This window comes from Nostoc sp. FACHB-133 (assembly GCF_014698055.1).
Taxonomy (GTDB): Bacteria; Cyanobacteriota; Cyanobacteriia; order Cyanobacteriales; family Nostocaceae; genus Nostoc.
Genome location: NZ_JACJSH010000057.1, coordinates 1 through 15,605 on the forward strand (window position 1 = coordinate 1; position 15,605 = coordinate 15,605).

Annotated in this window: 10 protein-coding genes and 2 pseudogenes; 4 read left to right on the forward strand and 8 right to left on the reverse strand. The window is 40.5% G+C overall.

Features of this window, described 5'->3' with window-relative positions; genetic code table 11:
- Positions 1-66 precede the first annotated feature (66 nt).
- The 3 genes from H6G86_RS30145 to btpA form a co-directional block, all read right to left on the reverse strand.
- On the reverse strand, positions 67-279 hold the full coding sequence (locus H6G86_RS30145) for a hypothetical protein (RefSeq protein ID WP_520449338.1): 213 nt from the start codon (positions 277-279) through the stop codon (positions 67-69).
- Positions 280-1,194: 915 nt separating this feature from the next.
- Positions 1,195-2,178, reverse strand: coding sequence for a vitamin K epoxide reductase family protein (locus tag H6G86_RS30150; protein WP_190937394.1), 984 nt, complete (start codon positions 2,176-2,178; stop codon positions 1,195-1,197).
- 96 nt (positions 2,179-2,274) lie between these two features.
- Positions 2,275-3,123, reverse strand: a complete 849-nt coding sequence (gene btpA / locus H6G86_RS30155; protein WP_012410840.1) for a photosystem I biogenesis protein BtpA — start codon at positions 3,121-3,123, stop codon at positions 2,275-2,277.
- A gap of 673 nt (positions 3,124-3,796) precedes the next feature.
- On the opposite strand from btpA, the gene rimO reads away from it, so the two are divergent.
- The 3 genes from rimO to H6G86_RS30170 all read left to right on the forward strand — a co-directional run bounded on the left by rimO (position 3,797) and on the right by H6G86_RS30170 (position 7,684).
- A complete protein-coding gene (gene rimO, locus H6G86_RS30160) occupies positions 3,797-5,116 on the forward strand; it encodes a 30S ribosomal protein S12 methylthiotransferase RimO (protein ID WP_114082744.1) in 1,320 nt (439 codons plus the stop codon).
- Positions 5,117-5,378: 262 nt separating this feature from the next.
- A complete protein-coding gene (locus H6G86_RS30165) occupies positions 5,379-6,908 on the forward strand; it encodes a DEAD/DEAH box helicase (RefSeq protein WP_190937395.1) in 1,530 nt (509 codons plus the stop codon).
- A 197-nt stretch (positions 6,909-7,105) separates the two neighbouring features.
- The gene (locus H6G86_RS30170; RefSeq protein WP_190937396.1) at positions 7,106-7,684 is read left to right on the forward strand and encodes a Uma2 family endonuclease; all 579 of its coding nucleotides are present in this window, start codon (positions 7,106-7,108) and stop codon (positions 7,682-7,684) included.
- Positions 7,685-7,705: 21 nt separating this feature from the next.
- On the opposite strand, the gene H6G86_RS30175 is transcribed toward H6G86_RS30170, so the two are convergent.
- The 4 genes and pseudogenes from H6G86_RS30175 to H6G86_RS30195 all read right to left on the reverse strand — a co-directional run bounded on the left by H6G86_RS30175 (position 7,706) and on the right by H6G86_RS30195 (position 13,941).
- Positions 7,706-8,653 carry an aldo/keto reductase gene (locus H6G86_RS30175; RefSeq protein ID WP_190937397.1) on the reverse strand — a complete coding sequence of 316 codons (948 nt, stop codon included), beginning with the start codon at positions 8,651-8,653 and terminating at the stop codon, positions 7,706-7,708.
- A 264-nt stretch (positions 8,654-8,917) separates the two neighbouring features.
- Positions 8,918-9,142, reverse strand: a complete 225-nt coding sequence (locus H6G86_RS30180; protein WP_100901136.1) for a hypothetical protein — start codon at positions 9,140-9,142, stop codon at positions 8,918-8,920.
- A 596-nt stretch (positions 9,143-9,738) separates the two neighbouring features.
- Positions 9,739-11,444, reverse strand: a pseudogene (locus tag H6G86_RS40040) (AIPR family protein).
- Between the two features lie 145 nt (positions 11,445-11,589).
- Positions 11,590-13,941 carry a hypothetical protein gene (locus tag H6G86_RS30195; protein ID WP_190937399.1) on the reverse strand — a complete coding sequence of 784 codons (2,352 nt, stop codon included), beginning with the start codon at positions 13,939-13,941 and terminating at the stop codon, positions 11,590-11,592.
- A 295-nt stretch (positions 13,942-14,236) separates the two neighbouring features.
- Between H6G86_RS30195 and H6G86_RS30200 the strand changes: the two genes are divergently transcribed.
- On the forward strand, positions 14,237-14,860 hold the full coding sequence (locus H6G86_RS30200) for a hypothetical protein (RefSeq protein ID WP_190937400.1): 624 nt from the start codon (positions 14,237-14,239) through the stop codon (positions 14,858-14,860).
- Between the two features lie 484 nt (positions 14,861-15,344).
- Here the strand turns inward: H6G86_RS30200 and H6G86_RS30205 are convergent.
- Positions 15,345-15,605 (reverse strand): annotated as a pseudogene (locus H6G86_RS30205) (DUF2887 domain-containing protein); the annotation flags it as partial.

Genomic DNA, 15,605 nt, shown 5'->3' on the forward strand with positions numbered 1-15,605 from the left:
CAGAGAAGGGAAAATATAGTACACAGCGTATAAGATTTAACTCCAATTCTTCTGCTTAATTTTTTGTTACATACTTATAAATTTTTCCCACGGCTTACTTAAACGAAACAATTGATCCAAAGCTGCAAACTCCAAAGATTGCAATAATCCAATGGAGTGCAACAGCACGACGCAGACTGCAACGCTGACGGCAGTAATCAATTCTCTGTGTCCTCGACTAAGCGATTGTTTTAGTCCAAAGATTAACTTTACAAAACGCTTGCCTAGCTGCTGATTCATTCCCATTACCTAGTAGGGAGAAATATTCTCTGTTTCCTATAGCTATTAACTATCGGACTAACATATTTTAAGGGGGAGCTAAATAGAGTTTCTAAGAGTTTTTTCAACTCAGCAAGTTTTTTCAAGACATTCTGGCATTTGTGAATGTAATAACATATATTGAGGCTGATTTTCTGACAAACGGCAACTGGGAGTTTTGTGGCTATCAGCACAGATTAATAAATCTGTTGAAAGGGAGTTTCAGGGAATTTAACACCCAAATGCTTGTCTGGCAGAGCTTATTCAATTCAAGTCGCACATTTGTAATTAATTAAGTATTTTACTTAGAATTCTGGTAACTTTTAACTTCTAACAGACACACCTTTAGGTTTGGTGCTGACATGATTACATCCCAAGTAGCCCACAAGTGCTGTAAAAAAATTAAAGTGTACATCAAATTAAAGTAAATATACTTGATTAATTTCCTTAAACTTTAAAATATTTTTGGACAAAAGCTACAGGAAAACTGGTAATTGGCTATTGGACAAGACCTATTATCTATTACCAAAAACAAAACAGGCAACTGGAAACAGACTTTGCTCTATTCATCCAGTTGACTATACTCGGCGCTGTAGCGGTAGTGGGGCGTTTATTCTATTTTGAGTGACAAAAAGCACCCCATAATTACGTGAACTCCACGTAGGTAAACCTCAAGTAAAACAAGTGGTGTGACAGTCTTTTAACTCAGCACTATTCATTCTTATGGGATATGTTACCACTAGTAGTCTGGCAACCCAAAAATGCTGCGTGATGGCTGGGGAAAGGTGAAGGGGTAAGGGGTAAGGGATTTGAAACCTTTCCCCCTTCCCCTTTACCCTTTACCCCGCCAAGTCACGAAAGCGAACTACTAGCTTGATCTAGCCTTCTTGAAGACAATTACTTGAAATATTTAAAGTTGCGAGGCCCTGTGTAACCAGAAACTTTTGCTAGTTCATTTAAGTTTTGGACTCCGCTATAACTTTGACCATTGATGATCCAAGTGGGGAAGCCTTCAATTTTTGCGGCTTTACACAGTTCTGTTTGAGCTTTGAGCCCATCGGGAGCGCACTCTACCTTAACATCTTTGTTAATTATTTCCTCGGCTTCTTTACCAAAAAGCTGCTTTTGTTCATGGCAGTGAGGACACCAGTAAGCGCTGTATTCCTTTGCGCCTACCTTTGCTAGATGGCTTGCTAAGGCTATTTCTGCCTCGCCAGAAGTAGTAGTAACTTCCCAACCAAAGGCTGGGTTCGGGTCTCCTTTGGAATTAAAGGTAATTTTAACGGGTTGTCCTGGAGTTCCAGATGTAACATCTGATTTATTTACGCCAGCATAAATGCCTAAAGTGCCAATGAGCGTTACCATACCCACAATTAGGGCAGTAAAGAAGATTTGTCCAATATCCTCCCAAGTGCGACCCATAATTGTTAGTACTAAAAGACTCACAGAAAACAAAGCTGAACCGATACAGTAAGGACAAATAGCTTTGATTTGAGATGTCAGCACATACATTAAGTAGCCGCTAAAGACAGACATCGCGATCGCACCCACCAGCAGCAACCACCACGTCAAATTTTCCAATTGTTTGCGGCTATTGTTTTCCCCTGAGTTGAATACCAAGGGAGCTAAAGCCAATATCACCATACTGATGTATGCCAAAAGCCCAAACAAAGCTAACGGCTGACCAAAAATTGTTGCCCAAGGACTGGAAAGCACATCATTACAACCCTTAGTGCCAGCCTCTGCCACACAAGCTGCACTTCCTCCTGTTAACTTTTCTATGGTGAGATAACCTGTGATCAGGGCACCACATCCAGCGATCGCGGCAATCAATGACCGTGACCATTTATGAATCCAAGGAGTAGAACGACGGCGAATCATAAATATTGGGGAATGGGGAATGGGGAATGGGGAATGAGGAATGGGGAATGGGAAATAATTGTTCGCTTGCTCCCCCTACTCCCCACTCCCTACTTTCTAAGAATGTAATTTTACTTGTTCTGCTGATTTGCTTTCACCTTTGGAGTTCCAACTGCGACGGGCGGCTTCGACAAATTGACTGACGCGAATTGGGTCAATTGGTTGCTCAATACGTCCGTGACGTTTCAGAGAACTGGAAACTATTACACCATCTGCTGCCTGCATCAATGTATCAATATTTTCCCAATTTGCCCCACTACCAATAAACACTGGCGTGCCAGATGCTGCATCACAAGCTAGTTCCAAATCTTCTAAGTTAGGTGGACTACCAGTAGCCCAGCCTGACAAAATCACCCCGTCTGCTAAACCCCTTTCAATGGTGTCTTTCACGGCGACTGTGAGATTTGGAGAACTCAAAGGACGGGCGTGCTTCACCAAAACATCGGCCAGAATTTTAACATCGCAGCCTAACTCCCGTCGATAGCGGAGTAGGTGATGGGCTTCTCCTTCAATTAATCCCTGATCGGTTGCCATTACTCCCGTGAGAACGTTGACGCGGATGAATTGCGCCTGCACACAGCTAGCGATCGCCATTGCACTTTTGCCGTCGTTTCGCAAAACATTTAAGCCTATTGGCAAAGTCACCAAGTTTTGTATCCGTTGCACCACAATGGTCATGGCACTCACAACCACGGGATCGACTTGGTTTTTGGTAAAGGGCGCGTCGAAAAAATTCTCCACAATCAGACCGTCAACCCCTCCGCTTGCAAGGGCCGCGGCTTCTTGTTCAGCTCGGTCAATCACCGCTTTTAGGCTACCTCCCCAACGGGGTGAGGTAGGTAGTGGTAGCAGGTGAACCACGCCAATAATCGGTGAGCGAGTTTTAAATAATTGATATAAGTCCACGTCTTTAATCCGCCTCGCGGAGTCCAGAGTCTAGAATTTTTTGACTATTGATTATATGACCCTTGACTCTTGACTTTTCATTAACTAGTCAAATGTGTTTTATGATAGTCGGTTTATTGCCTCCTTCCTCAGATGGAAATTGGCGTGAAACCTCCCATAAGATATGTTAAGATAAAACCTGGCTACAAGAGGAGTTTGCCACTCACTAGACGCAAGGCAGCTTTCCGTGGTTTAGGCATCTTGTCCGCGAACAGTCGTAGGACTTGCCAATCGCCAGGGTAGTATTACTGCTTTATAGGCGTAGTCGCTTTCGTCGATTTCCCTGAGGGTAGCGACTTCTCACAACAAGCCCTTTGGGCGGCTTCCCGATGGGTAGGTTAACAACGCACACGCTGTGGTAATGTAAAATACCAATAGGCGAATTGTTAAAAAAGATTACAAGTGTCAAAAGTACCCAAAGACACTTCAATTTACCCTGGGGAACAGATTGATAGGAATATCATAACATGACCTCTATTTTTATTTATTAATAGGGTTGTGAGTCCACGGACAGTTAAAAACAGTGGGAATTTGCCACTGTAGTGTTTCCATGAGGATGCTGATAGCAAAAAAGCGAAGTTAGCGCCGGAATGTTTGACAACAAGAAGAAAAAAAATGAAGATATTTTCAAAATATGGGTGACAAGCCAACAATTGCCATTTCTCACCTGGGCTGCGAGAAAAATCGAATTGATACAGAACACATGTTGGGAATGCTCGTAGAAGCAGGCTACGGTGTAGATACAAATGAAGAGTTAGCAGATTACGTTATTGTTAATACTTGTAGTTTTATTGAAGCAGCCCGGCAAGAATCTGTCAGAACTTTGGTAGAACTGGCAGAGGCAAATAAAAAGATCGTAATCACTGGCTGCATGGCGCAACACTTTCAAGAACAACTTTTGGAGGAGTTGCCCGAAGCAGTAGCCGTTGTCGGCACAGGCGATTATCACAAAATTGTTAATGTAATTGAGCGTGTTGAACTTGGCGAACGGGTTAAACAGGTTAGTATCGAACCAACCTATATTGCCGACGAAACTACACCGCGCTATCGCACTACAACCGAGGGCGTAGCTTACCTCAGGGTTGCCGAAGGTTGTGATTATCGTTGTGCATTTTGTATAATTCCTCATCTTCGAGGGAACCAGCGATCGCGTACTATTGAATCTATAGTCGCCGAAGCCGAGCAGTTAGTTAGTCAAGGGGTAAAGGAAATTATTCTAATTTCCCAAATCACTACTAATTACGGTTTGGATATTTATGGTAAGCCAAAATTAGCCGAATTACTTCGCGCTTTGGGGAAAGTAGATATACCGTGGATCAGAATGCATTACGCTTATCCCACGGGACTGACCCCAGATGTGATCGCGGCGATTCAAGAAACACCAAACGTCTTGCCTTATCTGGATTTGCCCTTACAGCATTCTCATCCAGATATTCTCCGCGCCATGAACCGTCCTTGGCAAGGGCGGGTAAATGATGGGATTATAGATCGCATCAAAACGGCGCTACCAACAGCCGTACTGCGGACAACATTTATTGTTGGTTTCCCAGGAGAAACACAAGAGCATTTTGAGCATCTACTAGAGTTCGTTCAACGGCATGAATTCGATCATGTTGGTGTCTTTACCTTTTCCTCTGAGGAAGGAACCCCAGCTTACAAGCTACCAAATCAGTTGGCCCAAGAAGTGATGGACGATCGCCGATACCAACTGATGGAACTCCAGCAACCGATTTCTCAAAAGAAAAATCAACAGGAAGTAGGCAAAATCGTCGATGTCCTGATTGAGCAAGAAAATCCTGAAAGTGGTGAATTAATAGGTCGTTCAGGTAGATTTTCCCCAGAGGTTGATGGCCTGGTGTATGTCAAAGGCCAGGCAAAGTTAGGAACCATCGTGCCAATAGCGATTCACCACGCTGATACATACGACCTCTATGGTCAAGTAGTCAATAACTAAATTGTCCTTTGTCTTTTGTCCTTTGTCCTTTGTTAAATGACCCTTACAGATTTACCCTTATTTTAAGGTCAACGCTGCATTAATGGCAGTTTTCATGAGGGTTTACCTGAAGTTCGCGGACTCTTTGGCATAGTCTCTCAAAGACTTGAGGCTTCGCTACCGCCCTTGGCTTACTAATAACTAATGACTAATGACTAATGACTAATGACTAATGACTAAATGGCTAATCCAAGAATCCTTACATAAAATTTAGGACGAATTAATGACTCTTTCATTCCAAGAATTAGGCATTTCCCAAGAACGTGTTGCACAACTAGAAAAAATTGGTTTTACCGAACCAACTAACATTCAAGTCCAAGCAATTCCCCAATTGCTGGGTGGTCGTGATGTAGTAGGTCAATCTCAAACTGGAACAGGCAAAACCGCAGCATTTTCACTGCCTATTTTAGAGCGGCTAGATATTAATCAAAAAGCCGTACAAGCCATAGTTTTAACACCAACTCGTGAATTAGCAATGCAGGTTCACGATGCGATCGCCCAATTCATCGGCGATGAAGGATTGCGGGTGTTAGCAATCTATGGTGGTCAATCAATTGACCGCCAAATGCTACAACTCAGACGTGGCGTTCACATGGTTGTGGGCACTCCAGGACGAGTAATTGATTTACTCGATCGCGGCTGTTTAAAGCTCGATCAAGTAAAGTGGTTTGTGTTGGATGAAGCCGATGAAATGTTGAGCATGGGCTTTATCGACGATGTGATAAAAATCCTCTCACAAGCGCCCGTAGATCGCCAAACAGCTTTATTCTCGGCAACAATGCCACCATCGATTCGGATGTTGGTAAACAAGTTTTTGCGATCGCCTGCAACTGTTACTGTTGAGCAACCAAAAGCCGCTCCCAACAAGATTAATCAAGTAGCTTACTTGATTCCACGCCACTGGACAAAAGCCAAAGCTTTACAGCCGATTCTGGAAATGGAAGATCCAGAAACAGCTTTAATCTTTGTTCGCACCAGACGCACAGCCGCCGAACTCACCAGTCAGTTACAAGGCGCTGGTCACAGTGTAGATGAATATCACGGTGACTTGTCGCAACAAGCACGGGAACGGTTATTAGTCAGATTCCGTAACCGTCAAGTCCGTTGGGTAGTAGCAACTGATATTGCAGCACGAGGGTTAGATGTCGATCAACTCTCCCACGTAATCAACTTCGACTTACCCGATAGCGTAGAAACCTACGTCCACCGTATTGGTCGTACTGGTCGTGCTGGTAAAGAAGGAACAGCAATTTCTTTAGTACAACCATTTGAGCGGCGCAAACAGCAAACATTTGAACGTCATAACCGTCAAAGTTGGCAATTGCTGACCATTCCCACACGCGCACAAATTGAAGCGCGGCACATCCTGAAACTGCAAGAACAGGTACGGGAAGCTTTGACTGGTGAGCGTTTAGCTTCATTCTTGCCAATTGTTAGCGAACTAATTGAAGAATATGATGCTCAAGCGATCGCCGCAGCCGCATTGCAAATCGCTTACGATCAAACCCGTCCCGCTTGGTTGAGTTCAGATGTAGAAATTCCCCAAGAGGAATCCTCTGCTCCCAAACCAAGATTGGGCAAACGTCGTGAATCTTCTAGCGATCGCCCCCGTTCTGCATGGAAATCAGATAGTAACAATGGTGAAGAAAGACATTCTTCTCCCAAGCCAAAACTGCGGACAAGTGGGAATGAGTCTTCTGCATCCCCCAGTAAAAAGATAGGTTCACCTACAGCTAGAGAATCAGCTTCTTAGTCAACAGTTAGAAGTTAATTAATTTTGGATTTTAGATTTTTAGATTTTTTCTTCAATCCAAAATCCAAATATAAAATTGGAGAGTTGAGAGTTAAGAGTCAAGATTTTGGCTTTGGCTCTTGACTTTTTGGCTTTTAGGTAATTTCTTCTACCTCTTTGTAGGAAGATAAATTCAAAGATGCATTCTTCGTGGTCTTATGTTCACTATCCCAGACTTAGAGCAACTACAAGCAGAGCATCCAGAATGGCAGATGGAGCTGGTAGACGGAAATATAGTTGTTATGGGCCCATCAGATTATGAGTCAGAGGAAATAGGCGCTGAGTTAGCTAGATTACTGGGTAACTGGGTACGCCCACAGAGGCTAGGACGGGTAACTGGTTCTAGCGCTGGTTTCATTTTGCCTACATTAGAGAGTGAAAACGGGAAAGAAGCTGATAACGAAAAGCGAAATCTTCGCGCTCCCGATGTATCTTTTGTGCGTGCTGATAGACTTAAAACAAGCAAGCGCGACTTTGTGGAACTTGTACCTGACTTGATGGTAGAGATAAAATCTAAGTCAGACCGGATTAAACCACTGGTAGAAAAGATTCAGCTATTTCTACAACTTGGATGTACGGTTGGTATTTTGATCGATCCTGACAAATTGACGCTTACAGTTTATCGACTTAATCAAGAACCAATAGTTTTGCAAGACAACGACAAACTGACACTACCAGACTTACTACCAGGTTGGGAGCTAGTAGTGTCAGAAATTTGGCCTCCTGTATTTGAGTAGAGACGTTGCATTGCAACGTCTCTACAGCCAAGGACGACTAACTAGTTCTAACTCTCCAATTTCATCGTTGCTCAATCTCCAGCCTAAAGCACCAGCATTCTGCCGTACTTGTTCGGCTGTCTTTACCCCAGCAATGGGAATAACGTCCCCCTGAGCAATTAACCAGTTGAGAGCAACTTGAGCAGGGGTGCGATCGTATTTTTCTCCAAACTTGCGTAGCAAAGATATGACTGGGGCAATTTTTTGCAAACCTTCTTTGTTAAATCGCGGGTCTATTTTTCTCGCACCAGTGGGGATTTCAGCATTATTAATACTGTACTTACCTGTAAGTAATCCCTGTGCTAAAGGACTATAAGCCAAAATAGTCACACCCAACTCACGGGCAGTTGCAATAACACCTTTGCTTTCAACTTGACGAGTAAGTAAAGAATAGCGCACTTGGTTCACAGCCAAAGGCACTCCCCGCGCCGCCAATATTTGATGCGCGTCTCGCATTTGCTCTGCTGAGTAATTGCTCACACCGACTGCGGCAATTCTGCCCCGCTTCACTTCATCGGCTAGGGCATTCATCAAAGTTTCTTGGCTTAAAAAGAAAGCAAAAGGCCAATGCACTTGATACAGTGCAATTCGCTCAAGTTGTAGCCGTTTGAGGCTGGCTGTTAAAGCATCCGAGACAGATTGGGCTGTAAATCGCCACGGTACGGGGCCAAATTTTGTGGCGATTTGTACAGGTTGTTGTGTCTGTTGCAGAAATTGCCCTAAAAATTCCTCGCTCTTTCCCATTCCATAGATTTCGGCAGTATCAAAGAAGGTAATACCAGCGTCTAGGGCTGCGGTAAAGGCTTCTTGTAACTGTTCTGGGCCGTAGCGATCACCATAATTCCAAAATAGTTTATCACCCCAAGCCCAAGTGCCTATGCACAAGGGTGTAACAAATGGGCCATTTTGCCCCAATGTGATGTTTTCCACGGTTGCAAAATTTAGTTTATTTACATTTCTTTACTTTTATAGTGTATCGTTACAGGCAAGATTGGGTGCGATCGTCACCACTTGGCTGCAAATCTTGTTGTAGGTAGGCGTAGCCCGTCGTAGACGCGCCTTGCATAAAAATTTAAAACCTGAATCAAACGCGCATAAACAAGATCCCCGACTTCTTCAAAAAGTCGGGGATCTGCGGGCTGCAATTCTCACAAATCAAATAGGATTGCTATAGTTGAGTGTATTTACTTGTAATTATGAATTAGATGGTTTCTCCTGCTTGACTTTTTTGATTAATTGCATGTAGACATTAATTTCACTAATTTCTACATCATGCTCAACTCTGGTTACTTTCCATTTCTCTTTTTTTAGGTAAACTTCCTCTCCTACTCTGGGAGTAAATTGGAGATCATAGAACTTTTTGAGAAAATCTTTTTGATTTTCTTCCCATAATATTACTTTGACTGGTTCTTGACTCATTGCTTATGCCTTTTTGATTACTAGATGAAGCTAAGTAGTTTGATGACATACATACGGCAAGTTTATCTTACTAATTCAATGGAATAGCGTAGTTAAAACCACATTTTCACATTGATATTTTTATTTGGTTTGATTGTGTCCGATAAAGTTACGGAACAATACCAGAACTTTAGTAAATATTACTATTAGGTTTACTATAAAATATTTTTTAGTGCTGTTTTTGCTGATATCAGGCTTGTATTAAATAGTCCTCATTAACTGGTACTTTCTTTGTAGTCGCTGGAGTGCGATAGTTCTTGATAAATGCTCTGATAAAGCTTTGTTCAAGCTTTTTGACTTTTATAATATATCATCACGGGCAAGACTGGGAATAAGGCATTGACATTAAAAATTTAGCCCGTCATTTTTGATAATTTTAATAAATCAAAACTAAGAAACGCTTGTGGTATCAAAGTTAAAAGTACGTTACCACAAGAGTTATTTGAACTAACCTTGCCTAAGTTCCTTGCTCGGTTGTAGCTTCAAGAGATTCCTTTGCTGGAAGACACAATATATTTGGTAGAGTTTATGTGTGGCCAGCTTTTAGAGAATTGGTATCACTTGCTCATTTTACCTTTATTCTCACCTTTAAAGGCTGTCCACTGCTCAGATATACTTTTTGCTTTTGCCCGTTTCAGGTCTTTTTCATAATCTTTTAAGAGTTCTACGCACAATTTTTGCAATTCTGTTGTGTTTTTAGATACTTTTTTGTAATCAAAATTAGAATTTATTTCGTCTTTCAAAAAGTAATTTAAATCTACAATAATATTATTTCTCAGGATATCAGTTATTATTCTCTTAAATTCATTTAAATCTTTAGAATCTAACACAAGTTTATTTGTATATACATCTTTACCAACTTTATCGTTTTGCATAATTTTAGAAATAACATATAGTAGAAAATACTTTGTTGCCGAATAATAAGCATATTGTTTATGGTCAATTTGATCTAGTTGTTCTTCAACAACAGATAAGATTTCATATACAAGAATTATTCTTTGGGCATTAACTGCTGGCCTACCGAATATTTTTGAATAATACTCATCAAAAATCTGCGATTTTTGGTGTGAGTTCCAAGGTTCATTCAGATCAAATGTTAATAGCATTCTTCCAGCATCTTCGTTGCTTATTACCTTACCTTCATCCAAGATTTCTCCCCTTTTTACGGCAAATTCATAACCATCAATGCTTTCAAATTCTTTTTTTAGCCTTTGTTGTATAGTTTGATTTGATTGTAAATCTCTAGGCTTGATAGCATTCTGATTATTGCTATTAGTCGTAATTTTTTTACAAGACTTACATCACTAGTATTAAGTTTAATGATCTTAGTAAGTATTTTTAAATTCTCAGTAATATTTTTCCTTTGATTATAGAGAGTAGTAATACTCTGAGCACCATTCACTACCACATAGTTATTTATAATAATTTTTTCATTTTCATGTTTAGCTGAGTCACAAATTATGGTAATTCCATTGTGATAAAGTTGAAATTTAACATGTTCATTTGGATCTAAGATACTTTTTTTAATTGCTTTGTTAACTTTTGTTGAGCCTAAAGCCAGTCGTACATTTTGTTGAAATAATGAAGCATCTTCAATTCCAGACATTTTTACTAAATCGCTTGCAAAAGCAGTAAATACCCATACCTCTGCGATGTTGTCGAGAGTAGAAAAGTTTAGAGGGGTTACGTGAGAACAGTCAAATACAAATTCATCATTAACTCCACCTTGTTTCTCAAAATCTATATGTACTTCTACTATCTTTTTCTTGTCAAAAAGCTTAATGCTCTCGTTAGAAGCCAAATATTGTGCTGCATTTTGATCGGCTGATGCATTAGTTATAAAAATACCTTTTACGATAAATCCATTTGTAACCTTGTTTTTCAACTTTAGGTCTACTACGAGCTTTTTTAGTATTTCATTAGCATTTCCCTTCTCTATAAGCTCAATGTTTTCAATAGTTGAAAGCTGGTTAAGAGTTCCTGCAAATTCTTTTAAATTTGTATCACCAATAGTTTTGTTTGCACTTTCAACAGTTTTGGATTGAAAAACTATAATTTCTTCATTTAATTCATCAACGTATATTGCATCTATACCTTTGTCCTGGCTACCATCACAAATTGCATCGTCAGCAGATGTATCATCCATGCCAAAAATATTTTCTAAAAACCAATTTAGAAATGATCTACTGACACTCCTTCCTTTTTTCCTGTAGGATGACAATAAGTCAGATAAATTTGAGTATTCCAGTTCTGACTCTTGCATAATAATTACTTATATTTTTACGGTTACTTGTGGTGTACTGTATCACATTTTGGCACGAGCGCTATTTTTTAGCTAATTCCTACTCAATCTTGATTACACTTCTTATAGGGGTTCTAAGTTGAGTAAGGTCATAGCAATCAAAGCACTAAATCAGTTTTGGTATTACTTTATAAACATGATATTTAGTAGTTTCCAAGACGCGAGTTTTTATATTTTTCCCCGTGTTTACATCAACAACTAATGAATCACCAGGAAGGTTAAAATTAAAGTTTTGGAAAGCCCAAATTACTTGGTAATCATTCCCACGATACATAACACCTTTCTCATCGGAAAGAATTTCGCGGTTAAGCATCAAATCATTAACTTGCTTAAACACCTTTAATAGAGAAAGATGCCATTCATTCGGCTGGTCGTAATCACCACGAATACTACCGTAGTTGAAGCTTAGTTCTTCGCGCTGAACATCCCAATAAATGAACCACATCATTCGATAAGCTAAAGCTTTGAAGAATATGTCGTCTGGTTCTGCTCCTGCTTTCTGTATAGCTGGCACATCGAACATGGCAAGACACTCTCCCCAAAGCGGCAAACTTTTGAGTCTGGTTTCGATGGGTGGGCCACTGCGGTGGATGCCAAATACGCCAATATCTTCACCACAGTAACGGTATCCCATCTTCTGCATCTGAGTCATTAATTCCAAATGGCTGCGGTACTGCGAGAGAATGGCTGATGGCGGTTCTTGTGCAGGGCGATAGTTACCAAAAGCACCGATCGCAGTATTCTTTAAACCAGCATCAGGAAAGTGAATGAAGTGGAACTTATCGCTGGAAAGGTTGGCTGAACTGTCGAGGAAGATGCCTTCTAGACCGATTTTATCGTGAGCATATTGCCAACGCTGGAGCCAGTATTGCCGTATTACTGGATCTCGCATATTAAGCACAGCAAAAACTGGCGCGTAGTGATCAGCTTCGATCGCATTTGAGGGATTACGGACAAACGGATCGTGCGATCGCTCTATAACTTCCATAATCGACCCGGCTTTTGGTAGATAATGGATACCGTTGGATGTACCATTGCGCTCCCATTGTTTCAAACCAAAGGTCGAAAGCGCTGTATTACCCCACATTTCCACCTTTGTACCATCTGCTTTAGCTCTGTTACAGAAAGCACGCACATTATCCTCACCCACTGAATCCGCTATTTTCCAGTCAACGGTGCAAGCCATGTTGCTAACCCCAAAGGTATTCATATTGTTCTGGAAATGGTTTGCCAGAAACACCGTTTTCACCCCTGCGGCCAGTAGCTTCGGTAATCCAAATTTCGTATAACGTTTGAAATCAGCGTTATCCCACTGCTCAATTACTCCGTAAGTAGTTATCCGCTCACGACGCATACCTAGTTCAGTATGCAGAGTTTGGTGTACCAATTCTCGCACCGCTTCGTAAGCATTGGCTCGTTCAACACGATCCAAGTCACCTGCTGCCCACAGTACCTCAACTGGTGATGTGACTAATTCTTTGCCCAGATCGTTACAGTGTTCGTGCCAGTGAACGATTTCATCTACACCGCGCGGTTTTTCAAATAGCGATCGGATATGGCTTACCTTCGTCGCCCAAGTTACCAGTGTTCCGGCTTTTGTAGTAGTGAACGTAAAACCTTGCAATGCAGTTTGTAGTGGCAGAAATTGAAACCCATTCGGATTTGCTGCCGAAGGCAAATACCATTCAGTGGAATAAAATTGTTCTATCGAATCAATCGGAGTTATAGACGGTACAAAAGGGTTACGCAGCCAAAACTCACTACCCACAGCCTGTCCGCTTGGTTCCCAAGTACCTCGATCAAGAATCTTGTAAATGGCAATGCTTTTACTTTGATAGCGGTACTGGTAGCTAAAACCAATATATTTAAGGTTGCCAATCTGACGTATAACTGGACGAATTTCAAGCCACAATTTAGTATCAGTAGCTGGTTTAGGTTCGGCAGTCCAATCAGCCGTGTTGTAACGATTCCGAACAGAATGAACCATCCAATCCATCAGTCCGCCTTCGTGGTAGTGCATGGAGAATTCGAGTAAAACCGAGTTGTCAGTAATCTGCTTGCTTGTGATGGTGTAATTGCAGAAAGTAATTCCGCTAGGATTACGGATTTCTAAAAACATTGGTCTTCGTCCATTACGTAACGGAACATTTCCAGCAGTAATCAGACCAAAGCCAAGAAATTCATTATTTTGCATTACCATCTCTAAAGAGATGCCGTTGGCTAACTTAATAACTTCCCCAGAAAACGAAGCGGGCTTGTTAGATTTAAAGGTGGTTGGTGCAGCAGATGTAAGCGGCGATCGGTTGAACATTCCTATCGCACTGCCAACAGTAGCCGAAAGTGTCCCAACTAGGAACCCACGACGACGAATATTGAATAAGAAGGAGCCAGGACGCTTGTTAGATTTACGGAATTTAAGTGCATGTAAGTGAGGTATTAGGAATTCAATTATTTTCATGTATCTTAGATTCCGCAGGTAAGTGAAGATATTGATGGTATTTTTGATGAATTACATTATTTTTATCAGAAATAAGAGTACAAGATATTGACCATTGTGGAATATTGTGTGGTTTTGACCATAATTGACCAAAAAGGTCAATTTATGGTTGACAACGTGGGTGGCCACATAACAACTGAAAAAATTTAAAGTCAAGTTATGGTAGAAAATTTTGACTTTTGTTCTGATCGTGATAATTCAACCTGATTTTACGGGAATACTTATAAATAGTTCTATCTTCTCTAAATAACTAAATATGGATGTATTTAACAAATTTGCAGCAACGTTTGAGGAGTCTAGACAATTTCTAAAAAGAAGTCTAGAAGAATACATAATGTTTAGCTCAGAATCTAAACAGTTGACTTTGACAAAAAAAATGGTTTTACTTCTCTGTCAGCAAGCCGAATCTAGAGTTGAACAATTAAAAAGCTTAGAACCACACTCTGAAGAGGGACTGATTGCGACAATAGAGTACAATAAAATTAAAGTAAAACTACATTTTACTCCTGAAAAAATAACTCTTAACAAAGATTACATTGAAGGGGAACTTCGCTTATTGAACCCCCCTGAGTTTGAGGCTGAATCGATAGTTTACTGTTACCTCATTGCAGGTTGGACAAGATTTTTGGGAGGTAAATTTCCCAATGGAACTTTACCAAAAGAGGTTAGAATTGAAAATAATAAGGTTTATTATACTCTTCCTCGAAATCAATTGCAGCTTTTAGATTCCCTTTTCCATAGTCTTGAAAATGGTTCTGCTTTGATGACTAAGCTTAAACAAGGAGAATTAACTATTGAAACTTCAGTAGCTTTAAGTTGGAATAATTTTAAGCTTAAAAATCTACTTCAAGTTCTGAATCTGAAATATGAAGGAAAATAGAGAATTAAAAGGAAAATAGAGAATTAATTTGTAATTTACTTTTAATAACAGGCACACCTGAGTAATAGAAATGCAACGTATTGGCTCAATACTTTATCCATAGGGACAATTCGTGAATTACCCCTAAAACGTGTAGTTTTACGTAAGTTCTAATGGTAATCAAAGTAAAAATTTTTGTGCGGTAGTTTCTTAATTTCGGGTTTTTCAAAGTATTTTTTAATTCTGCTGCTTTGAGGCGATCGCTCTCCTACCTCCTACAGAATCAAGTCTATAGACTAATACAATTTAGTTAAGGCTAAAACTCTTTGCCAAAGTCAATTTTTAACGAACCGCAAAGGACGCAAAGGACGCAAAGAGAAGAAAGAAATGCTTAACTCAAGCGTATTGGTCTATGGACCATAAAAGGGCAATCGAGGATTTTAATCAAGCTCTCGTCATTTTGCAAAAATCTGACAACAGACATGAAATGTCCATTCTATGTGTTTTACTGTGCGGCAATCTGGACAGCTTCTATATCAACATTGAGGTGTTGAGCAATCTGCTCCACACTCATCCCTGTTTGTAGTAACAGAGGTACGGTAAGTTTCAACATTTCAGCTTTCTGTTCTTCTCGACCCTCAGCTTTCGCTTCCTGATAAACCCTTGTTTGTTCCAAAGTAAGTCCTAACATAGCTTCAACTTCTTCTCTACTCAACGAAGAAAACTTATAAACGGCGATTGTGGTTATGATGTCCAGTATTTCGTG

Coding starts and splice junctions, on each gene's coding strand:
- H6G86_RS30145 (WP_520449338.1), bottom strand. CDS start 279: ATGAATCAGCAGCTAGGCAAGCGTTTTGTAAAGTTAATCTTTGGACTA.
- H6G86_RS30150 (WP_190937394.1), bottom strand. CDS start 2,178: ATGATTCGCCGTCGTTCTACTCCTTGGATTCATAAATGGTCACGGTCA.
- rimO (WP_114082744.1), top strand. CDS start 3,797: ATGGGTGACAAGCCAACAATTGCCATTTCTCACCTGGGCTGCGAGAAA.
- H6G86_RS30165 (WP_190937395.1), top strand. CDS start 5,379: ATGACTCTTTCATTCCAAGAATTAGGCATTTCCCAAGAACGTGTTGCA.
- H6G86_RS30170 (WP_190937396.1), top strand. CDS start 7,106: ATGTTCACTATCCCAGACTTAGAGCAACTACAAGCAGAGCATCCAGAA.
- H6G86_RS30180 (WP_100901136.1), bottom strand. CDS start 9,142: ATGAGTCAAGAACCAGTCAAAGTAATATTATGGGAAGAAAATCAAAAA.
- H6G86_RS30195 (WP_190937399.1), bottom strand. CDS start 13,941: ATGAAAATAATTGAATTCCTAATACCTCACTTACATGCACTTAAATTC.
- H6G86_RS30200 (WP_190937400.1), top strand. CDS start 14,237: ATGGATGTATTTAACAAATTTGCAGCAACGTTTGAGGAGTCTAGACAA.